This is a genomic window from Actinomycetospora sp. 2LY8.5 (genome assembly GCF_057180585.1).
This window is the reverse complement of the sequence record NZ_JBXUHE010000001.1, coordinates 78,081-96,160: the sequence shown is the minus strand read 5'-3', so window position 1 is coordinate 96,160 and position 18,080 is coordinate 78,081. Positions and strand designations below refer to the sequence as shown.

The 18,080-nt window shown below is 74.3% G+C and carries 20 protein-coding genes; 14 read left to right on the top strand and 6 right to left on the bottom strand.

What is annotated here, in order from left to right:
* The first annotated feature begins 75 nt into the window (after positions 1-75).
* Positions 76-756 carry a uracil-DNA glycosylase gene (locus tag AC2A1K_RS00465; protein ID WP_483894338.1) on the top strand — a complete coding sequence of 227 codons (681 nt, stop codon included), beginning with the start codon at positions 76-78 and terminating at the stop codon, positions 754-756.
* Between the two features lie 4 nt (positions 757-760).
* On the opposite strand, the gene AC2A1K_RS00460 is transcribed toward AC2A1K_RS00465, so the two are convergent.
* Positions 761-1,054 (bottom strand): hypothetical protein, encoded by a 294-nt coding sequence (locus tag AC2A1K_RS00460; protein ID WP_483894337.1) that lies wholly within the window; start codon positions 1,052-1,054, stop codon positions 761-763.
* Between the two features lie 274 nt (positions 1,055-1,328).
* Between AC2A1K_RS00460 and AC2A1K_RS00455 the strand changes: the two genes are divergently transcribed.
* Together AC2A1K_RS00455 and AC2A1K_RS00450 are read left to right on the top strand one after the other, a co-directional pair.
* Positions 1,329-1,571, top strand: a complete 243-nt coding sequence (locus tag AC2A1K_RS00455) for a DUF397 domain-containing protein (protein WP_483894336.1) — start codon at positions 1,329-1,331, stop codon at positions 1,569-1,571.
* Positions 1,572-1,704: 133 nt separating this feature from the next.
* The gene (locus AC2A1K_RS00450) at positions 1,705-2,586 is read left to right on the top strand and encodes a helix-turn-helix domain-containing protein (RefSeq protein ID WP_483894335.1); all 882 of its coding nucleotides are present in this window, start codon (positions 1,705-1,707) and stop codon (positions 2,584-2,586) included.
* Positions 2,587-2,598: 12 nt separating this feature from the next.
* Here AC2A1K_RS00450 and rpmB read toward each other — a convergent pair whose 3' ends face one another.
* Positions 2,599-2,787 (bottom strand): 50S ribosomal protein L28, encoded by a 189-nt coding sequence (gene rpmB, locus AC2A1K_RS00445; RefSeq protein ID WP_483894334.1) that lies wholly within the window; start codon positions 2,785-2,787, stop codon positions 2,599-2,601.
* Between the two features lie 167 nt (positions 2,788-2,954).
* Here rpmB and AC2A1K_RS00440 point away from each other — a divergent pair, with 167 nt between their 5' ends.
* Together AC2A1K_RS00440 and AC2A1K_RS00435 are read left to right on the top strand one after the other, a co-directional pair.
* Positions 2,955-5,222 (top strand): ATP-dependent DNA helicase RecG, encoded by a 2,268-nt coding sequence (locus AC2A1K_RS00440; protein ID WP_483894333.1) that lies wholly within the window; start codon positions 2,955-2,957, stop codon positions 5,220-5,222.
* A gap of 411 nt (positions 5,223-5,633) precedes the next feature.
* On the top strand, positions 5,634-6,560 hold the full coding sequence (locus AC2A1K_RS00435; RefSeq protein WP_483894332.1) for a C40 family peptidase: 927 nt from the start codon (positions 5,634-5,636) through the stop codon (positions 6,558-6,560).
* A gap of 350 nt (positions 6,561-6,910) precedes the next feature.
* On the opposite strand, the gene AC2A1K_RS00430 is transcribed toward AC2A1K_RS00435, so the two are convergent.
* Positions 6,911-7,618, bottom strand: coding sequence for a hypothetical protein (locus AC2A1K_RS00430; protein ID WP_483894331.1), 708 nt, complete (start codon positions 7,616-7,618; stop codon positions 6,911-6,913).
* A gap of 124 nt (positions 7,619-7,742) precedes the next feature.
* Between AC2A1K_RS00430 and AC2A1K_RS00425 the strand changes: the two genes are divergently transcribed.
* The 3 genes from AC2A1K_RS00425 (at position 7,743) to AC2A1K_RS00415 (ending at position 12,648) form a co-directional block, all read left to right on the top strand.
* Positions 7,743-11,138 (top strand): pyruvate carboxylase, encoded by a 3,396-nt coding sequence (locus tag AC2A1K_RS00425; RefSeq protein WP_483894330.1) that lies wholly within the window; start codon positions 7,743-7,745, stop codon positions 11,136-11,138.
* The gene (gene rsmD / locus AC2A1K_RS00420) at positions 11,135-11,674 is read left to right on the top strand and encodes a 16S rRNA (guanine(966)-N(2))-methyltransferase RsmD (protein ID WP_483894329.1); all 540 of its coding nucleotides are present in this window, start codon (positions 11,135-11,137) and stop codon (positions 11,672-11,674) included. The genes AC2A1K_RS00425 and rsmD overlap by 4 nt, the downstream gene beginning before the upstream one ends.
* A gap of 611 nt (positions 11,675-12,285) precedes the next feature.
* Positions 12,286-12,648, top strand: a complete 363-nt coding sequence (locus AC2A1K_RS00415; RefSeq protein ID WP_483894328.1) for a hypothetical protein — start codon at positions 12,286-12,288, stop codon at positions 12,646-12,648.
* 24 nt (positions 12,649-12,672) lie between these two features.
* Here the strand turns inward: AC2A1K_RS00415 and AC2A1K_RS00410 are convergent, their stop codons facing one another.
* Entirely contained in the window at positions 12,673-13,335 is a 663-nt protein-coding gene (locus tag AC2A1K_RS00410) for a GNAT family N-acetyltransferase (RefSeq protein ID WP_483894327.1), read from the bottom strand.
* Positions 13,336-13,406: 71 nt separating this feature from the next.
* On the opposite strand from AC2A1K_RS00410, the gene coaD reads away from it, so the two are divergent.
* From coaD to mutM, 6 genes are all read left to right on the top strand, one after another.
* Entirely contained in the window at positions 13,407-13,880 is a 474-nt protein-coding gene (coaD, locus tag AC2A1K_RS00405; protein WP_483894326.1) for a pantetheine-phosphate adenylyltransferase, read from the top strand.
* Between the two features lie 69 nt (positions 13,881-13,949).
* A complete protein-coding gene (locus AC2A1K_RS00400) occupies positions 13,950-14,711 on the top strand; it encodes an ATP synthase F0 subunit B (RefSeq protein ID WP_483894325.1) in 762 nt (253 codons plus the stop codon).
* 86 nt (positions 14,712-14,797) lie between these two features.
* Positions 14,798-15,382: a YceD family protein gene (locus tag AC2A1K_RS00395; RefSeq protein WP_483894324.1), complete on the top strand. Its 585-nt coding sequence runs from the start codon at positions 14,798-14,800 to the stop codon at positions 15,380-15,382.
* 15 nt (positions 15,383-15,397) lie between these two features.
* A complete protein-coding gene (gene rpmF / locus AC2A1K_RS00390; RefSeq protein WP_133824893.1) occupies positions 15,398-15,580 on the top strand; it encodes a 50S ribosomal protein L32 in 183 nt (60 codons plus the stop codon).
* Positions 15,581-15,605: 25 nt separating this feature from the next.
* Positions 15,606-16,331, top strand: a complete 726-nt coding sequence (gene rnc / locus AC2A1K_RS00385) for a ribonuclease III (RefSeq protein ID WP_483894323.1) — start codon at positions 15,606-15,608, stop codon at positions 16,329-16,331.
* On the top strand, positions 16,324-17,217 hold the full coding sequence (mutM, locus tag AC2A1K_RS00380; protein ID WP_483894322.1) for a bifunctional DNA-formamidopyrimidine glycosylase/DNA-(apurinic or apyrimidinic site) lyase: 894 nt from the start codon (positions 16,324-16,326) through the stop codon (positions 17,215-17,217). Before rnc ends, mutM begins: the two co-directional genes overlap by 8 nt.
* 46 nt (positions 17,218-17,263) lie before the next feature.
* On the opposite strand, the gene AC2A1K_RS00375 is transcribed toward mutM, so the two are convergent.
* Positions 17,264-17,488: a hypothetical protein gene (locus AC2A1K_RS00375; RefSeq protein WP_483894321.1), complete on the bottom strand. Its 225-nt coding sequence runs from the start codon at positions 17,486-17,488 to the stop codon at positions 17,264-17,266.
* Positions 17,489-17,552: 64 nt separating this feature from the next.
* Positions 17,553-17,996 carry an SRPBCC family protein gene (locus tag AC2A1K_RS00370; RefSeq protein ID WP_483894320.1) on the bottom strand — a complete coding sequence of 148 codons (444 nt, stop codon included), beginning with the start codon at positions 17,994-17,996 and terminating at the stop codon, positions 17,553-17,555.
* Positions 17,997-18,080: the final 84 nt, after the last annotated feature.

Sequence of the window (18,080 nt, the reverse complement as noted above, 5' to 3'; positions counted from 1 at the left end):
CGGGTGGGGTGCGGGACGACCGCCCTCGCGCGCTAACGTCGCCGTGTCCGACCGACGTCCCGTGGAGGATCGACCGTGGCCCGTCCCCTCAGCGAGTCGATCGAGGCCGGCTGGGCCGAGGCGCTGGAGCCGGTCGCGGACACGGTCGCGGCGATGGGCGACTTCCTGCGCGCCGAGGTGGCCGAGGGCCGCCGGTACCTGCCGGCCGGCGCGAACGTCCTGCGGGCCTTCCAGCAGCCGTTCGAGAGCGTGCGCGTGCTGGTCATGGGGCAGGACCCGTACCCGACGCCCGGGCACGCGGTCGGGCTGTCGTTCTCGGTGGCGCCGGACGTGCGCCCGCTGCCGAAGAGCCTGCAGAACATCTTCCGCGAGTACTCCAGCGACCTCGGCCACCCGCCGCCGAGCACCGGCGACCTCTCGCCGTGGGCGGCGCACGGTGTGCTGCTGCTCAACAGGGTGCTCACCGTGGGCCCGGGGGCGCCGGGCTCGCACCGCAACAAGGGCTGGGAGAAGGTCACCGAGGCCGCGGTCGCCGCGCTCGTCGCCCGCCCCGACCAGCCGCTGGTCGCCGTGCTGTGGGGCCGCGACGCGCAGACCGTCAAGCCGTTGCTCGGCGAGGACGTGCCGACCGTCGAGTCGGCGCACCCCAGTCCGATGTCCGCGGACCGCGGGTTCTTCGGCTCTCGACCGTTCAGCCGGGTCGACGAGTACCTGACCGAGCTCGGCGACGAGCCGGTCGACTGGCGGCTGCCCTAGGGGCTCAGAGCCGTCCCCACCGGCGGCGCCTGCGGCGCACCGGCGAGATCATGCCCCAGCTGTGGGGCGGGGTGGTCTCCGGACGGTGCCGCCCGGCGCGGCGGCGGGAGAACACGAGCCGCCAGATGTCGGACAACCGGCGACGGGGACGCGGGGCCACGACCGGCAGCGGGGGCCGGGGCGCGACGACCGGCGCGAGCGGGGATGCGGTCGGGGGTGCGGCCGTCGCGACCGACGTGCCGCTCGGCATCGCGGTCGAGGCGGGGCCCCAGCCGTCGCCGGCGGGCGTGACCGGCACCGGACCGGTGGGCGTCGCGGGAGGGGCCAGGGTTGCGTCGTTCGGGGGAGCCGATACGTCCGAACGGGCCTCGTCCTCGGTGAGTCGCTCGGAGACGACCCGGAGTGGCGCAGCAGTACGCCCCAGAGCCCCTGGGCGTCCCGGCTGGCTCACGTGGACCTCCGTTCGTCGCTCTCCCCGACGTCGGCGACGACGTCGATCCTGACCGACGTACTGTGCAGATGCAAGAACATCTGCACCGCCGAGAGCCGTTGCACGACCAGGGGGAGGTCGCATGAACGAGCCGACGGACGCCCGCGACGCGCCGAGAGACGACGTCGCGTGGCGCAAGAGTCGCCGCAGCAACCCCAAGGGGAACTGCGTGGAGGTCGCCCCGCTGCCCGACGGCGGGGTCGCCGTGCGCAACTCGCGTCACCGCGACGGGCCGGTCCTCGTCTACACGCGCGCGGAGATGACCGCCTTCCTGCTGGGCGCCAAGGACGGCGACTTCGACGACCTGCTCGCCGAAGGCGCCTGAGACAGGCTGCACCTCCCGTCCGGACCGGGACCGACTGTTAGGGTCGGTCCCGATCCGGGCGCGCTCCCACGCGCGCCGCGTTGCTGGTGGAGGTGCCGGCGTGGTCCCACCCGGGGAACCCGCAGGTGCGGCCGTGCCGCGCGACATCCGTGACGCCCCCGGCGGTGGCCCCACGGTCCTGCGCATCATGCTCGGCCAGCAGCTGCGGGCCCTGCGGGAGCGCGCGGGCGTGACGCGCGAGACCGCGGGCGACCGCATCCGCGGCTCCCACGCCAAGATCAGCCGGCTGGAGAACGGGCGCACCGGGTTCAAGGAGCGCGACGTCGGCGACCTGCTGTCGCTCTACGGCGTCGACCACCCCGACGAGCGCGACGCGATGCTCGGGCTCGCCCGCCAGGCCAACGCACCGGGGTGGTGGCACCAGTACTCCGACCTGCTGCCCTCGTGGTTCGAGACCTACGTCGGGCTCGAACAGGCCGCGACCCAGATCCGCACCTACGAGCCCCAGTTCGTGCCGGGGTTGCTGCAGACCGAGGCGATGGTGCGCCACGTGACCGCGCTCGGGCACGTGTCGATGTCCGACGACGAGGTCGAGCGGCGCGTCGAGCTGCGGCTGCGGCGCCAGGAGGTGCTCGACCGGGACGACGCGCCGACGGTGTGGGCCGTGCTCGACGAGGCGGCGCTGCGTCGGCTGACGGGCGGCCCCGCGGTGATGCGCGACCAGCTCGACCACCTGATCGACGCCTCGGAGCGTCGCGGCGTGGTGGTGCAGATGGTGCCGTTCCATCTCGGCGGGCACGCCGGGGCGGGCGGCCCGTTCAGCATCCTGCGGTTCCCGCGGGAGTCCGCGGTGCCCGACGTCATCTACCTCGAGCAGCTCACGAGCGCGCTGTACCTCGACAAGCGCGCCGACGTGGACGACTACCTCGCCACCATGGAGCTGCTGTGCGTCCAGGCGCTGGCGCCCGACGAGACGCGGGACGCCCTGCGGGCGCTGCGCGCCGAGCTCGGCTGAGCCCCGGCGGGCCTAGCGGGCGACCTTGCCGGCCTTGAGGCAGGAGGTGCAGACGTTCATCCGCTTGCGGTTGCCGTTGTCCAGCCGGGCGTGGACGACCTGCACGTTCGGGTTCCAGCGGCGGTTCGTCCGCACGTGCGAGTGCGACACCGACTTCCCGAACCCCGGGCCCTTCGCGCACACGTCACACACGGCACTCACGGCTGAACTCCTCGACACGCTGACGATTTCCGCGACGGCGCACCCACACCGTCTCCGGTGGCGCGCTCCTGGGCCCAGGGTAACGGAGTCGCGCGCCCGGCCCGTCCGGCGGGGTCCCGGCGAGGCGCGCACCGCCGCTGTCGGTGCGGGATGACATTCTCGAGGGCGTGGTCGGGATGGACACGGCGCTGCGCACGGCGCTGGGCGACAAGACCGCGCGGCCCCTCGCGCGACAGCTCGGGCTGGAGACCGTCGGCGACCTCCTGCGCCACTACCCGCGTCGCTACATCACGCACAACAGGCTCACCCACTCCACCGACCGCGAGGACCAGCGGTTCCGCGCCGGCCAGCACGTCACGCTGCTGGGCACGGTCGAGAACGTCAGCGGGCGCCGGATGCGCCACCGCAAGGGCCACGTCCTCGAGGTCACGGTGTCGGTGGGCGGCCAGCGTTTCACGTGCACGTTCTTCAACCAGCCCTACCGCGAGCGCGACCTGCAGCCGGGCACGACCGCGCTGTTCTCCGGGGACCTGGGCCGCTACCGGGACACGTGGCAGCTCACGGCGCCGGAGTTCATCGTGCTGGGCGAGGGCAACACCGACCTGCCGGGCCTCATCCCCGTCTACCCGGCCAAGCGCAAGCTCCGGTCCTGGGTGATCATGATGGCGGTCCGCCAGGTGCTCGACCTGCTCGACGACCCCGAGGACCCGCTGCCCGACACGCTCCGGGCCGCCCACGGCCTGGTCTCGCTCGGCGACGCCCTGCGCCGGGTGCACCTGGCCGACACCTGGGACGAGCAGGAGGCGGCCCGCCGGCGCCTGGTGTGGGACGAGGCGTTCGGCCTGCAGCTCGCCATGGCGGGCCGGCGCGCGAGCGCCACCACCCGGCCGGCGCCCGCGTGCCCCCACCGCGACGACGGCCTGGCGGCGGCGTTCGACGCGCGCCTGCCGTTCACGCTCACGGGCGCCCAGCAGAAGGTCGGCGATTCACTGGCCGAGGCCCTCGCGGGCGAGGAGCCGCTCAACCGCCTGCTGCAGGGCGACGTGGGCTCGGGCAAGACGATGGTCGCGCTGCGCGCGATGCTCCAGGTCGTCGACGCCGGGCGGCAGGCGGTGCTGCTCGCGCCCACCGAGGTGCTGGCGGCCCAGCACGCCCGCTCCCTGCAGGCGATGCTCGGGCCGCTGGGCCGGGCGGGCGAGCTGGACGCCGACCCGGATCACGCCACCCGGGTCACGCTGCTCACGGGCTCGCTGGGCGCCAAGGCCCGGCGCGAGGCGCTGCTCGACGCGCAGTCGGGCGCCGCGGGCATCGTCGTCGGCACCCACGCGGTGATCCAGCAGAGCGTCGGGTTCGCCGATCTCGGCCTCGTCGTCGTCGACGAGCAGCACCGCTTCGGGGTCCACCAGCGCGACGAGCTGCGATCCCGCCCGGGTCCGACGACGCCGCACGTGCTGGTGATGACCGCGACGCCGATCCCGCGCACGGTCGCGCTGACGCTCTACGGCGACCTCGACACGTCCGTGCTCGACGAGCTCCCGGCGGGCCGGCAGCCGATCGCCACCACGGCCGTGCCCGCGGGCGTCAAGCCCCGGTGGCTCGAGCGGGCGTGGGAGCGCGTGCACGAGGAGGTCGCCGCCGGGCACCAGGTGTACGTCGTGTGCCCGCGGATCGGCGAGGAGGGCGGCGAGCCCGGCGAGACCTGGCCCGAACCGCCGGCCGACGACCTGCTCGACCCGGAGGCGCCGGGGCCCGACGAGTTCGAGCAGGCCCTGCGCACGCTGCGCCCCCCGGACGAGGAGGAGACGCAGGAGGAGGCCGCCCGCCCGCCGCTCGCCGTCACCGAGATCGGCCCGATGCTCGCCGCGGGCCCGCTGGCGGGGCTGCGCCTCGAGATCCTGCACGGCCGCATGCCCACCGACGAGAAGGACGCCGTCATGCGGTCGTTCTCCGAGGGGACGGTCGACGTGCTGGTCGCCACCACCGTGATCGAGGTGGGCGTCGACGTCCCGAACGCCACGATGATGATCATCATGGACGCCGACCGGTTCGGCGTCTCGCAGTTGCACCAGCTGCGCGGGCGCGTCGGCCGCGGATCGGCGCCGTCGTCGTGCCTGCTCGTCACCGAGGCCGTCGGCGGCTCGCCGGCCCTCGAGCGCCTCGAACGACTGGCGGCGACCCCGGACGGGTTCGAGGTCTCCCGCATCGACCTCGAGGTGCGCGACGAGGGCGACGTGCTCGGTGCCGAGCAGTCGGGGCGGCGATCCGGGCTGCACATGCTCTCCGTGCTCAAGCACGGCGACCTCGTGGCCGAGGCGCGCGACGAGGCGCGGTCGGTGGTGGCGGGCGATCCGACGCTCGCGCATCACCCGGGCCTGGCCGGGCTCGTGCGCTCGGTGGTCGGAGAGGACGAGGCGGCGTTCCTCGATCGGCTGTAGGCCGGGGGCGGCCACCGCTCGTCCGCCCGCGCGTCGATGACCCGCGGTGAGCACAGCCGCTCGTCGTCACCGATTCGGGGGAACATCGCGGCGAGCGGTTCTCCGGCCACCGTCACCCTGCCGATGAGCGCGGTGCGACGACCGGCGAGCGCGCTGTGACGGCGTGGCGTGGCGCCCGATGGTCACGGATCGGTTACGTTCTGGTGGTCGCTCGGCATCAGCTTGGCGGCGCGCTCGGCCGCTTCGTCCGACTCCCCGTCCGGCGGCCTCCCCGGAGCGCACGACCTCCCAGGACGGGGCGGGTGACCGACGTCGCGCCGCAGCTCCCCAGCGGCTCGCCGTCCGCGGACCCGGACCGTCCCCACGGTCCAGGCCTGCTGCAGCGCCGCCCGACGGGCGTGGAGTTCACGCATGACCGCTGTGCTGCCCGAGATCGAGGTCCCGCCTCGCGCCGGTCAGGCGGGCCAGGCCCCGCGTCCGCAGGGCCGTCACCGTGCCCCCGAGGACGCGACGACCGGCTCGATGGGCGTCATCCCCGCGGACCGCCGCACGCGGTCCGGTCACGGGCGCCACGGCCGTCCGGAGGGTGCACCCCAGACGGCCCCGGCCCACCCCCTCTCGCGCGCCGCGAAGACCGCCGGGCTCTCGCTCGCGGCCCTCGGTGCCGTGGCGACCGCAGGCGGCGTGGCCACCCACGGCCTCGTCGGCGGCGACGAGCCGCAGGCCACCGGCGAGCACGCGATCGACCCGCAGCTCGCCTCGGCGAACCTCGCGATCGCGCCCGCCGCGCAGGACTCGGCCGCCACCTCGTCGGTGCTCCCGGTCGTCAACAACGCCGCGCCCGCCGCCTCGTCGATCAAGCACGACTCGCCGGACTCCCGCGCCGCGGCCGCCCGCACGGCGCAGCAGACGCAGGAGCGCCAGGCCGCCGCGTCCTCGCAGCGTTCGGAGAAGAAGGAGCCGCAGGCCTCCAGCGCCGGCTCGTCCGCAGCGCAGCAGGCCATCGCGGCCGCGCGCAGCCAGATCGGCGTGCCTTACGTCTGGGGCGGCACCAGCCCGGACGGGTTCGACTGCTCCGGCCTGACGCAGTACGCCTTCGAGAAGGCCGGCATCGAGCTTCCGCGCACCTCCCGCGCCCAGGCCCAGGAGGGCCAGGAGGTCAGCGAGAGCAGCATGCAGCCCGGCGACCTGATCTTCTTCAACAGCCCGGTCAGCCACGTCGGCATCTACATCGGCGGCGGCAAGATGATCGAGGCCCCGCAGACCGGCTCCGACGTCAAGATCTCCGACGTCGAGCGGCGCATGGACGACCTGAACACGATCCGGCGTCTCGGCTGAGCCGACACGCCCTCCACACGTGAAGGGCCCGGGCCCGTCGCCCCGAACGACAGGCCCGGGCCATGTGGTGCGCGGAGGCTCCCCAGCTCCCACTCACCAGGTCCGTGAGCTGTGGATAACCCCGTTGCCCGCGACACAAACCCGGATCCCGGGCCGATCGGTCGATGTCGTGCGCTCGCCGGTGGTCGGGCGGGTGATCAGGGGAGCGAGGTGGACCTCGCGCGGCCCGGTGAGGTGTTCGTGGCGCTCCTGATCTCCTGATCGGCCTCGCCACCGCGTGATCAACGGGGATGTCGTACGCGTAGAAGCAGCGAACCGCACGTTCGCTGCCATCCCGGGGGCCGCCTCCGTCAGGCGCGGAGGCGGTCGCGCAGGTCGCGCGCCCCGCGGACGGCGGCGCGGCGGACGGCGTCGGCGGCCTGGGTGTACTCCGACCCGGGCGAGTCGACGCGCGGGGGAGCGGGGTCGACGGCGCGGGTCTCGCGTGCCTCGGGGGCCCGCCGCGACTGGGCGAGCCCCTCGGCGACGCGCTGGGCGTCCTCCCACGCCGACGCGGCGCGGTCGACGGCGGCGGCGAACTCGGCGCGCCGGGGTCCCGAGGGCTCCTCGTCGGTGGCGAGGAACTCGGCGTCGCCCATGGCCTGCACGAACCGTGCGGTGGCCGGGACGGTGACGTCGGCGAGCGCCGGACGGGCGGCGACGGCGCGCTGGTCGGCCTCGAAGGCGGCGTACTCGGCCTGCAGCGCGGCGAACCGGTCGCGGGCGAGGTGCCAGCGCGCCGCGTCGTGCTCCGCGAGGCGCCCGACTCGGCCCCGCGGGTGACCGTGCACCACCGTGCGCACCCGGGTGACGCCGCGGCGCACCGCGATGACGGTGGCGACGACGGCGGCGATGATCGCCGCGACCAGGTCCGTGACGGCGGCCAGCAGCGCGACCCCGAGGCCCTCCATGTCGCCCGCGGCGACCCAGACGGCCAGGAAGATCACGGGGGAGAGGAGAGCGAGCAGCCCGGCGAGGCCGTACAGCCAGGGCGCGGCGGAACGTCGGGGTCGATCCACGGTGTCCTCCCGGCCTGTGTCGTCTCCCTCCTTGATACCGCACGACGCTGCCCGGCAGGAGGAGTACCGCGGTAGCCTCCGCCGGCCCGGGAGCCGGGTGGCGCAGGCAGGAGGGGTTCGCTCGATGTTCCGCAAGGTGCTCGTCGCCAACCGTGGCGAGATCGCGATCCGGGCCTTCCGGGCCGCCTACGAGCTGGGGGCGGCCACCGTGGCCGTGTTCCCGCACGAGGACCGCAACTCCGAGCACCGGCTCAAGGCCGACGAGGCCTACCGGATCGGCGAGGTCGGCCACCCGGTCCGGGCGTACCTCTCGATCGAGGAGATCATCTCCGCGGCGAAGCGCTCGGGCGCCGACGCGGTCTATCCCGGCTACGGCTTCCTCTCCGAGAACCCGGGCCTGGCCACCGCGTGCGCACAGGCCGGCATCACGTTCGTCGGCCCGCCCCCGCGCGTGCTCGCGATGGCCGGCAACAAGCACAAGGCCGTCGCCGCCGCGTGGGACGCGGGCGTTCCGGTGCTCGATTCGTCGGACCCGTCCGACGACCTCGAGACGCTCCTCGCGGCGGCCGGGTCGATGACCTACCCGCTGTTCGTCAAGGCCGTCGCCGGCGGCGGCGGGCGCGGGATGCGCCTGGTGCGGGAGCACGGCGCCCTGCGCGACGCGCTGGCGGCCGCGATGAACGAGGCCTCGAGCGCGTTCGGCGACGCCACGGTGATCCTCGAGCAGGCCGTGGTCGACCCGCGCCACATCGAGGTGCAGATCCTCGCCGACGGCGACGGGCACGTCATGCACCTCTTCGAGCGCGACTGCTCGGTGCAGCGGCGCCACCAGAAGGTCGTCGAGATCGCGCCCGCGCCGCACCTGACCCCTGAGCTGCGCGAGCGGATCTGCGCGGACGCGGTGAAGTTCGCCGAGGCGATCGGCTACGTCAACGCCGGGACCGTCGAGTTCCTCCTCGACGCGGACGGCAACCACCACTTCATCGAGATGAACCCGCGCATCCAGGTGGAGCACACGGTCACCGAGGAGGTCGCCGACGTCGACCTGGTCGCCGCCCAGATGCGCATCGCGGCCGGCGCCACGCTCGCGGACCTCGAACTCTCGCAGGACTCGGTCGCGCTGCACGGGTTCGCGATCCAGTGCCGCATCACCACGGAGGACCCGGCCAACGAGTTCCGCCCCGACATCGGGATGATCTCGGCCTACCGGTCGGCGTCGGGGTCGGGCGTGCGGCTCGACGGCGGCACCGCGTACGCGGGCGCCGAGATCAGCGCGCACTTCGACTCGCTGCTGGTCAAGGTCACGTGCCGCGGCCGCGACTTCACCACCGCGGTGCGCCGCGCCCGCCGCGCGCTCGCCGAGTTCCGCGTCCGCGGCGTCGCCACCAACATCCCGTTCCTCATGGCCCTGCTCGACGAGCCCGACTTCCGCGAGGGCCGGGTGACGACGTCGTTCATCGCCGAACACCCGGAGCTGCTCGCGGCGCGGGCGCCGGCCGACCGCGGCACCCGCCTGATGACCTACCTCGCCGACGTCACCGTCAACAAGCCCTACGGCGAGCCCCCGCGCCTGGTCGACCCGCGCGAGAAGCTGCCCGCGGTCGACCTGACGACGGCCCCGCCGGACGGCTCGCGGCAGCGGCTCGGCGAGCTCGGCCCCGAGGGCTTCGCGGCGTGGCTGCGCGAGCAGACCAGCGTCCCGGTCACCGACACCACGTTCCGCGACGCCCACCAGTCGCTGCTCGCGACGCGCGTGCGCACCCGCGACCTCACCGACGTCGCGCCGCACGTCGCGCGCACCACCCCGGAGCTCCTCTCGCTCGAGGCCTGGGGCGGCGCGACCTACGACGTCGCGCTGCGCTTCCTCGCCGAGGACCCGTGGGAGCGCCTGGCGCGCCTGCGCCAGGCCGTCCCCAACCTGTGCCTGCAGATGCTGCTGCGCGGGCGCAACACCGTCGGCTACACGCCCTACCCGACCGAGGTCACCGACGCGTTCGTCGCCGAGGCCTCCCGCGTGGGCATCGACATCTTCCGGATGTTCGACGCCCTGAACGACGTCGGGCAGATGCGCCCGGCCATCGACGCCGTCCGCGCGTCCGGCGGCGCCGTGGCCGAGGTGGCGCTCTGCTACACCGGCGACCTCTCCGACCCGGGCGAGACGCTCTACACCCTCGACTACTACCTGCGCCTCGCCGAGCAGATCGTCGACGCGGGCGCCCACATCCTGGCGATCAAGGACATGGCGGGCCTGCTGCGCCCACCGGCCGCGCGCACGCTCGTCACCGCGCTGCGGGAGCGTTTCGACCTGCCCGTGCACCTGCACACCCACGACACGGCGGGCGGCCAGCTGGCGACGCTCACCGCCGCGATCGACGCCGGGGTGGACGCGGTCGACGCCGCCGTGGCGAGCATGGCGGGCACGACGTCGCAGCCCTCGCTGTCCGCGCTGGTCGCGGCCACCGACCACAGCGAGCGCACGACGGGCCTGAGCCTCGACGCCGTCAACGCGCTCGAGCCGTACTGGGAGCTCGTCCGCAAGGTGTACGCGCCGTTCGAGGCCGGGCTCGCGTCGCCGACCGGGCGCGTCTACACCCACGAGATCCCGGGCGGGCAGCTGTCGAACCTGCGCCAGCAGGCCGTCGCGCTGGGGCTGGGCGACCGCTTCGAGCAGGTCGAGGACGCGTACGCGGCCGCCGACCGGATGCTCGGCCACCTGGTGAAGGTGACGCCGTCGTCGAAGGTCGTCGGCGACCTCGCCCTGCACTTCGTCGGCGCCGGCGTCGACCCGGCGGCGTTCGAGGCGGAGCCCTCGAAGTTCGACATCCCCGACTCGGTGATCGGCTTCCTGCGCGGCGAGCTGGGCGACCCGCCCGGCGGCTGGCCCGAGCCGCTGCGCACGCGCGCGCTCGAGGGCCGCCCGGCAGAATCCAACTCCGGGCGCGCCGGCCTCGCCGAGCTCACCGACGACGACCGCAAGGGCCTCGAGGTCGACCGCTCCTCGACGCTCAACCAGCTGCTCTTCCCCGGCCCGACCGAGGACTTCCGCGAGCACCGCAGCGCCTATGGCGACACGTCGGTGCTGCGCAGCCAGGAGTTCTTCTACGGGCTGGAGTCCGAGCGGGAGTACGCGGTCGAGATCGACACCGGGGTGCAGCTGCTCATCGAGCTCCAGGCGATCTCGGAGCCCGACGAGCGCGGCATGCGCACCGTGCTGATGTCGCTGAACGGCCAGCTGCGCCCGCTGTCGGTGCGCGACCGGTCGGTCGACACCGACGTCAAGGCCGCCGAGAAGGCCGACCGCAGCGACCCGGGCCACGTGCCGGCGCCGTTCGCCGGGGTGGTCACGCTGCAGGTCGCAGAGGGTGACCGGGTCGAGGCAGGCGCCACCGTCGCGACGATCGAGGCGATGAAGATGGAGGCCTCGATCACGGCGCCGAAGGCCGGCACGGTCGAGCGTGTGGCGATCGGCTCGGTGCAGCAGGTCGAGGGCGGCGACCTGGTCGTGGTCCTGTCCTCGTGACCCGGATCATCGGCGGCTCGGCCGGTGGGCGGCAGATCGCCGTCCCGCCGACCGGCACCCGGCCGACGTCCGACCGGGTGCGCGAGGCCCTGTTCTCGGCGCTGGACGCGCGCGGGGTGATCGAGGACGCCGAGGTCCTCGACCTCTACGCAGGCTCGGGCGCGCTGGGGATCGAGGCGCTCTCGCGCGGCGCGTCCACCGCGGTCCTCGTCGAGCGCGACCCCCGGGCGTGCGCGGTGATCCAGAGCAACGTGGGCGTCGCGGGCGTGCACGGGGCGCTCGTGCGGCGCAGTGCGGTGGAGGCATACCTGAGGAAGACCCCTGGTCCCGTCGACCTCGTGTTCGTCGACCCGCCCTACACCGACGCCGTCGACGACGTCCTGGCGCGCCTGCCGCGGTGGACGCGGAAGAACGCCGTGGTGGTGGTCGAGCGCGACTCGCGGTCCCCCGCCCCGGCGTGGCCCGACGGCCTCGAGCCCGACGAACCCCGGACCTACGGCGAGACGACCCTCTACCTCGCGACCTCCGCGGGCTGAGGCGGCGTGTGAGCGATGCGGCATCGCTGGCGTCTGACGCCAGGATCGCCACACGCTCGCTGACGCGACACGCCGTGCCGGTGTCGTGTCAGTCCGCGTCGATCCAGGAGGCGATGACCTCGTCGATCCGGATGTCCTCGTAGGTCACGTGCGAGTCCACCTCGTCCGGGAGGTTCGTGCGCCGGCTCCCCGAGCGCGTGGCGTCGACGCTTGAGCAGGTTGAGGACCTCGGCCTGCAGGGAGACCTTCGCGCGCAGGTCCTTGGACCTGGAGGCCGAGGTGCTCGACCTCCAGCTTCGGCACGTCGAGGTAGACGTCGGGCCGCCCGCCCGCCGCCTGGCGTCCGCTCGCCGTCCCGGACGCGCGGCGCCGGCCGGCGGGGCGCTCGTCCTGCCGGCGGGCCGTGGTCTTCTCGGCGCGCCCGTCTCCGTCGCCGTCGGACGTGCTCGGTCGCCGGGTGCGGCGTGGGGGACCGTCAGCCATGCGTGCCTCCTGTTCGGTGCCGGGAGGGTGGCCGCACGAGACGGCGCCGGAAACGAGCCCGGTCGGCGCAGCCGGCCCCTCCCGACGGCGCAGAACGCCGGCGGTGACCGCTCTGACAGCATCGGCCGATGCGGCGGAACGCCCTCGTCGGGCTCCTGGTGGCCGGGCTCGCCGTGGGCGGCTGTACGCCCGGGGTCGAGCGCGCGCCGTCCGGACCGCCGACCGCCGAGCAGGTGGACCGGGCCCTGCGCTTCGCCGCGCTCGCGCGACTGCCCGCCGGCGGTGTCGTCACGCGCCTCGAGACCCAGAGCGGCATCGACACACGCGTCGTGCTGACCGTGCGCCTCGCCGACGTCGCGGCCTGGCGCGCGGCCTCGGGGATGGCGCCCGACGGCGCCCAGCAGCGGATCGTGAACCCCGACGGCGCGATCGTGTACCGATCCGCGACGTCGGTGCCGGGCGAGCTGACGGTCACGGCGTTCACCACCTGACGCGCGGCCCACCCGGCGCCGATCTCAGCCGCCGATCGCCGCCAGGAACGCGTCCGCGCCCTCGACGTCGACGTCGCGCAGGCGCTTCTTCCGCCACGCCGAGGCGGTCACCGCCGCGTGCACCTCGACGACGTTGTCGCTCCCGGTCTCGCGGTGGGTCTCGCGGTAGCCGCACGCGACGCTCACCCGGCGCGACGCGGCGTTCCCCTCGGCAGCGGCGGTGACCGCGCGCGTCATCCCGAGCGGACCGAACGCGAGCTCGAGCAGCATCAGCCGCACCCGCGTCCCCAGCCCGCGGCCCTGCTCGGCGCGCGCGAGCCACGACGAGGTGCGCGCCGTCCCCGCCGGGTCGTCGACCTCGTGCGCCAGGACCGCGAGCCCCAGCGCGCGGCCCCCGTCCAGCACCGCCAGCGGGACGCGCCAGCGTGCCGCCGACGGTGCCTCCCGCAGCCGCCACGCCCACTCGAGGAACCGGCGCGCGGCGGCCGCGCCCTCGTCCTCGGGCCAGCCCAGCAGCTCCCCGGCGCGCCCCGGCTCGACGATGCCGCCGGGCTCGGCGACGATCTCGGCGAGCTCGAGCAGCTCCTCGTCGGTGGGCCCGAGGAGCACCGTGCCCCGGTGCGCCACCCGCAGCCCGTACTGCGGGTAGAGCGTCGCCAGGTCGGCCCGGAGGAGGTCGGCGTCCACGCCGGGCATCGTGCCGCGTGGCCGGGTCGAGCTCGCGCTCCGCTTCGTCACCCGGATGACATGATCGGCCCATGGCGATCGCGGTCTGCCCCGGCTCGTTCGACCCGGTCACGCTCGGGCACGTCGACGTCGTCACCCGCGCCGCGGCGCTGTTCGACGAGGTGGTCGTCGCGGTCGCGGTGAACCCCGCGAAGCAGGGCATGTTCACCGTCGAGGAGCGCCGCGAGCTGCTGGCCACCGCGCTCGCGGACGTCCCCAACGTCCGCACCGACGCCTTCGAGGGCCTCGTCGTCGACTACTGCACCGCGATCGGCGCCGCCACGCTGGTCAAGGGCCTGCGCACGGCGGTCGACTACGGGTTCGAGGAGCCGATGGCCCAGATGAACCGCCACCAGACCGGCGTCGACTCGACCTTCCTCATCACCGACCCCCGGTACTCGTACGTCTCGAGCTCGCTGGTCAAGGAGGTCGCGCGTGGGGGCGGGGACGTCTCCGCGTTCCTGCACCCCGAGGTGCACCGGCGCCTGCTGGAGCGTCTCGCCTGAGTGCGGCGACACGCCGGTGGGGACGCGCAATCCGGGGACGCCGTGATCGGCGGCGGCACACTGACGCCCGTGTATCGCGTGTTCGAGGCGCTCGACGAGCTCGTGACCCTCTGCGAGGAGGCGCGCGGGCTCCCCATGACCACCAGCTGCGTCGTGCCGCGCGGCGACGTACTCGAGCTCCTGGACGACGTGCGCGAGGCGATCCCGGGTGAGCTCGACGACGCCCAGGACGTCCTCGACCACCGCGACAAGCTCGTCGCGGACGCGACCGAGGAGGCCGAGCGCACCCGGACCGAGGCGCAGACCGAGGCCGACCGCCTCCTCGCCGAGGCCCGGGAGCAGGCCCAGCAGATGATCGCCGAGGCCGAGCACGAGGCCGAGCGCACCGTGGGCCGCGGGCGCCGCGAGTACGCCGAGCTCACCGAGCGCGCCGAAGCCGAGGCCGAGCGCATGGTCGAGGCCGGTCGACAGAACTACGAGCACTCCGTCGCCGACGGGCGCGCCGAGCAGGCCCGGCTCGTCGAGGCGCACGAGGTCACGCGCGCCGCGCACGTCGAGGCCGAGCGTATCGTCGACGCCGCCACCGACGAGGCCGACCGCCGCCGCGCCGAGTGCGACCACTACGTCGACGGCACGCTCGCCGACTTCTCCGAGACCCTCGAGTCGGTGCTCGACACCGTCGGGCGCCACCGCCACGAGCTGCGCATGAGCGGCCCCGCCGGCCAGGGCGCCGCCGGGCCTCCGCGCAGCCGGGAGGACGACGAGACGGAGAACCGCGAGGCCGCCCCGCGCGAGGGCTGGCGCCGGTGGAGCGAGCGGCTCGGCGCCTGAGCGCCCTCGCGTAGACTCGCCCGTCGGGCCGCGGCGTGCGGCCGCGTGATTCCGGCTGACAGCCATACCCCGGCGGGACCAGCGAGATGACAGGCGAGAAGAAGTCCGAACCCATCCTCGACGCGGCCAGCCCCTGGGTGGTCGACGTCGCGCGCGAGCTGCTGCGCCGACCCGGCCAGATGAAGACGCTGCAGCGCGACATCCCCGCCCCCGAGGGTTTCGGGCTCGAGATGGTCGGCGTGCCGGTGGGCGAGCCGATCCACCTCGACCTGCGTCTCGAGTCGGTGATGGAGGGCGTGCTGGCGTCCGGCACGGTCGAGGCCGACGTGCGCGGTGAGTGCTCGCGCTGCCTCGAGCCGTTCACCGACCACGTCGACGTCGACCTCACCGAGCTCTACGCCTACCCCGACTCCGTCACCGACGACACGGCGGACTCCGACGAGGTCAGCCGGATCGTCGACGAACGCATCGACCTGGAGCCGGCCGTGCGCGACGCGGTCCTGCTCGAGCTGCCCGTCACGCCGCTGTGCCGCGAGGACTGCCCGGGCCCGGAGTCGCCCGACCCCGAGGCATGGGCCTTCGTCCCGGCCGGGCAGGCGCGTGAGACAATCGATCCTCGCTGGGCCGCGCTGCAGGAGAAGTACGGCGGCGCAAGCAGTCACGAGAACTGAGGAGAGCTGACCGAAGTGGCCGTCCCGAAGCGCCGGATGTCCCGCGCGAACACCCACGCCCGCCGCTCGCAGTGGAAGGCGTCCGTGCCGCAGCTCGTGGCGTGCCAGAACAAGGCCTGCGCGCAGCCGAAGCCGCCGCACGTCGCCTGCCCGCACTGCGGCCAGTACGCCGGCCGCCGGGCCGTCACCCCGGCCTGAGGGCCGCACCGGACACGCCCGCGGCATGACGGCGTCGAGCACCCGGTCGGCGGACAGCCCGGCGGAGCCCACACTCGGTGACGTGCTGGGGGTCGACCTCGACCCCGAGCTGGTCGAGCTCGCCCTGACCCACCGCTCCTACGCGTACGAGCACGGCGGACTGCCGACCAACGAGCGCCTCGAGTTCCTCGGTGACGCCGTGCTCGGCGTCGTCGTCACCGAGCGGCTCTACCGGGAGCACCCCGACCTGCCCGAGGGCCAGTTGGCCAAGCTGCGCGCCAGCGTCGTCAACATGCACGCGCTCGCAGGCGTCGCGCGCGAGCTCGATCTGGGCGACCGCCTGCACCTCGGCCGCGGTGAGGAGCTGACCGGCGGGCGCGACAAGCCGAGCATCCTCGGCGACGCCGTCGAGGCCGTGCTGGGCGCGGTGCACCTCCAGCACGGCATCGAGATCTCCCGCCAGGTCGTCGAGCGTCTCTTCGGCGAGTTGCTGCGCACCGCGCCCCTCCTCGGCGCCGGGCTCGACTGGAAGACCAGCCTCCAGGAGCTCACGGCCGCCTCCGATCTCGGCGTGCCCGAGTACCGGATGGCCGAGGAGGGCCCCGACCACCTCAAGGTGTTCACGGCCACGGTGGTCGTCGCGGGCGAGGAGCGGGGCACCGGGGTCGGGCGCACCAAGAAGGAAGCCGAGCAGAAGGCCGCCCGCACGGCATACCAGTTCCTCGAGGGGGACGACGGGTCGGGTGCCTGAGCTCCCCGAGGTCGAGGTCGTCCGGCGGGGACTCGCCGACCACGTGCTCGGCCGCCGGGTGAAGTCCGTCGAGGTCACCCACCCCCGCTCCGTGCGCCGCCAGGCAGGCGGCGCCGTCGAGCTCGGGGAACGGCTCTCCGGGCGGGTCCTGCGGGCCGCGCGCCGTCGCGGCAAGTACCTGTGGCTGGAGCTCGGCGAGCCGGACGGCGAGGTCGAGGCCGCCCTGCTCGCGCACCTCGGCATGAGCGGGCAGCTGCTCGTCCAGCCCGCCGACCGGCGCGACGAGGTGCACCTCCGCATCCGCCTACGCTTCGACGAATCAGACGAGCACGCCGAGAGGGGGTCCGAGCTGCGGTTCGTCGACCAGCGGACGTTCGGCGGGCTCACGGTCACCGACGTCACCGGCCCGGAGGCGCTCCCGGTGCCCGTGGCGCACATCGGCCGCGACCCCCTCGACCCGGCGTTCGACGCCGAGGTGGCCGTCGGCGCCCTGCGCCGCCGGCGGACCGGGCTCAAGCGCGCCCTGCTCGACCAGACCCTGGTGTCGGGGATCGGCAACATCTACGCCGACGAGTCGCTGTGGCGGGCGAAGCTGCACTACGAGCGCCCGACCGCGACGCTGACCCGTCCCGAGGGGCGGCGCCTGCTGGCGGCGGCGGGGGAGGTCATGGGCGAGGCACTCGCGGCGGGCGGCACGTCGTTCGACGCGCTGTACGTGGACGTCAACGGCGACTCGGGTTACTTCGACCGCGCGCTCGCCGTGTACGGGCAGCAGGACCGCCCCTGCCCGCGCTGCGGTACGCCGGTGCGGCGCGCGCCGTTCATGAACCGCTCGTCGTACTGGTGCCCGACCTGCCAGCCCCGCCCGCGGCGCCGGCACGTCTGACCGCTCCCGTCGCCTGGGGCGCCTCGCCGTCCCGCCGGCCCGAGAGTCAGCGCTCGCCGCGCACGGAGCGGCGGATCTCCTCGAGCTTGTCGCGGGCCGCGGCGTCGTGGTCGGCCTCGCGCTCGGCCCGCTCACGCCCCGCGGGGCTCTCGGCCACGAGCTCCTCGTAGCCCGCGGCGGTCGCGGAGCGGCGCTCGATCGTCTCGCGGACGTGCTCGAACGTGGGCACACCGTCCTCGGTGTACCCCGGCTCGTGCTCCGGCTCGGTCACACCTCGAGCCTAGACACGTCGGGCCCCGCACCGCGAGGGTGCGGAGCCCGTGACGCAGGGGCCGCTAGTCGCGGTTGCCCTCCATGAGCTGCTTGAACTCCTCGAGCGCCTTCTCGATCTTCTTCTGCGGGTCGTCGAAGAGCTTCGCGAGGGCGTCACCCGCGGCGCCACCCGGCGTGTTCACGTGGAGGCTGACCTCGACGCCGGTCGTGTCGCCGTGCGGGTCGAAGCGCACCGCGCCGCCGGTCTCGACGTGGTTGTTGCTCTCCTCGAGCGACTTCCACGCGATCTTCCGGTCGGTCTCCTCGTCGATGATCTTCGCGTCCCACTCGATCTGCTTGCCGAGCGGGCCGTCGACGACCCAGTGCGTGACGCCCGCGTCACCGCTCTTCGGCTCCACCGACTTCACGTCGTCCAAGATCTGCGGCAGGTGGGTGAGCGGTCGCCACCACTGGTAGCACTGCGCGGCCGGCGCGTTGACCTCGAGGTAGTGCGTTGCGGTAGCCATGCGGAGGGATTGGCGAGGGACCCGGGGTTCGAAACCGGCCGGGATCCGCCGCGACCGACGTTTCACGGCTCGCGTAGCGTTCCG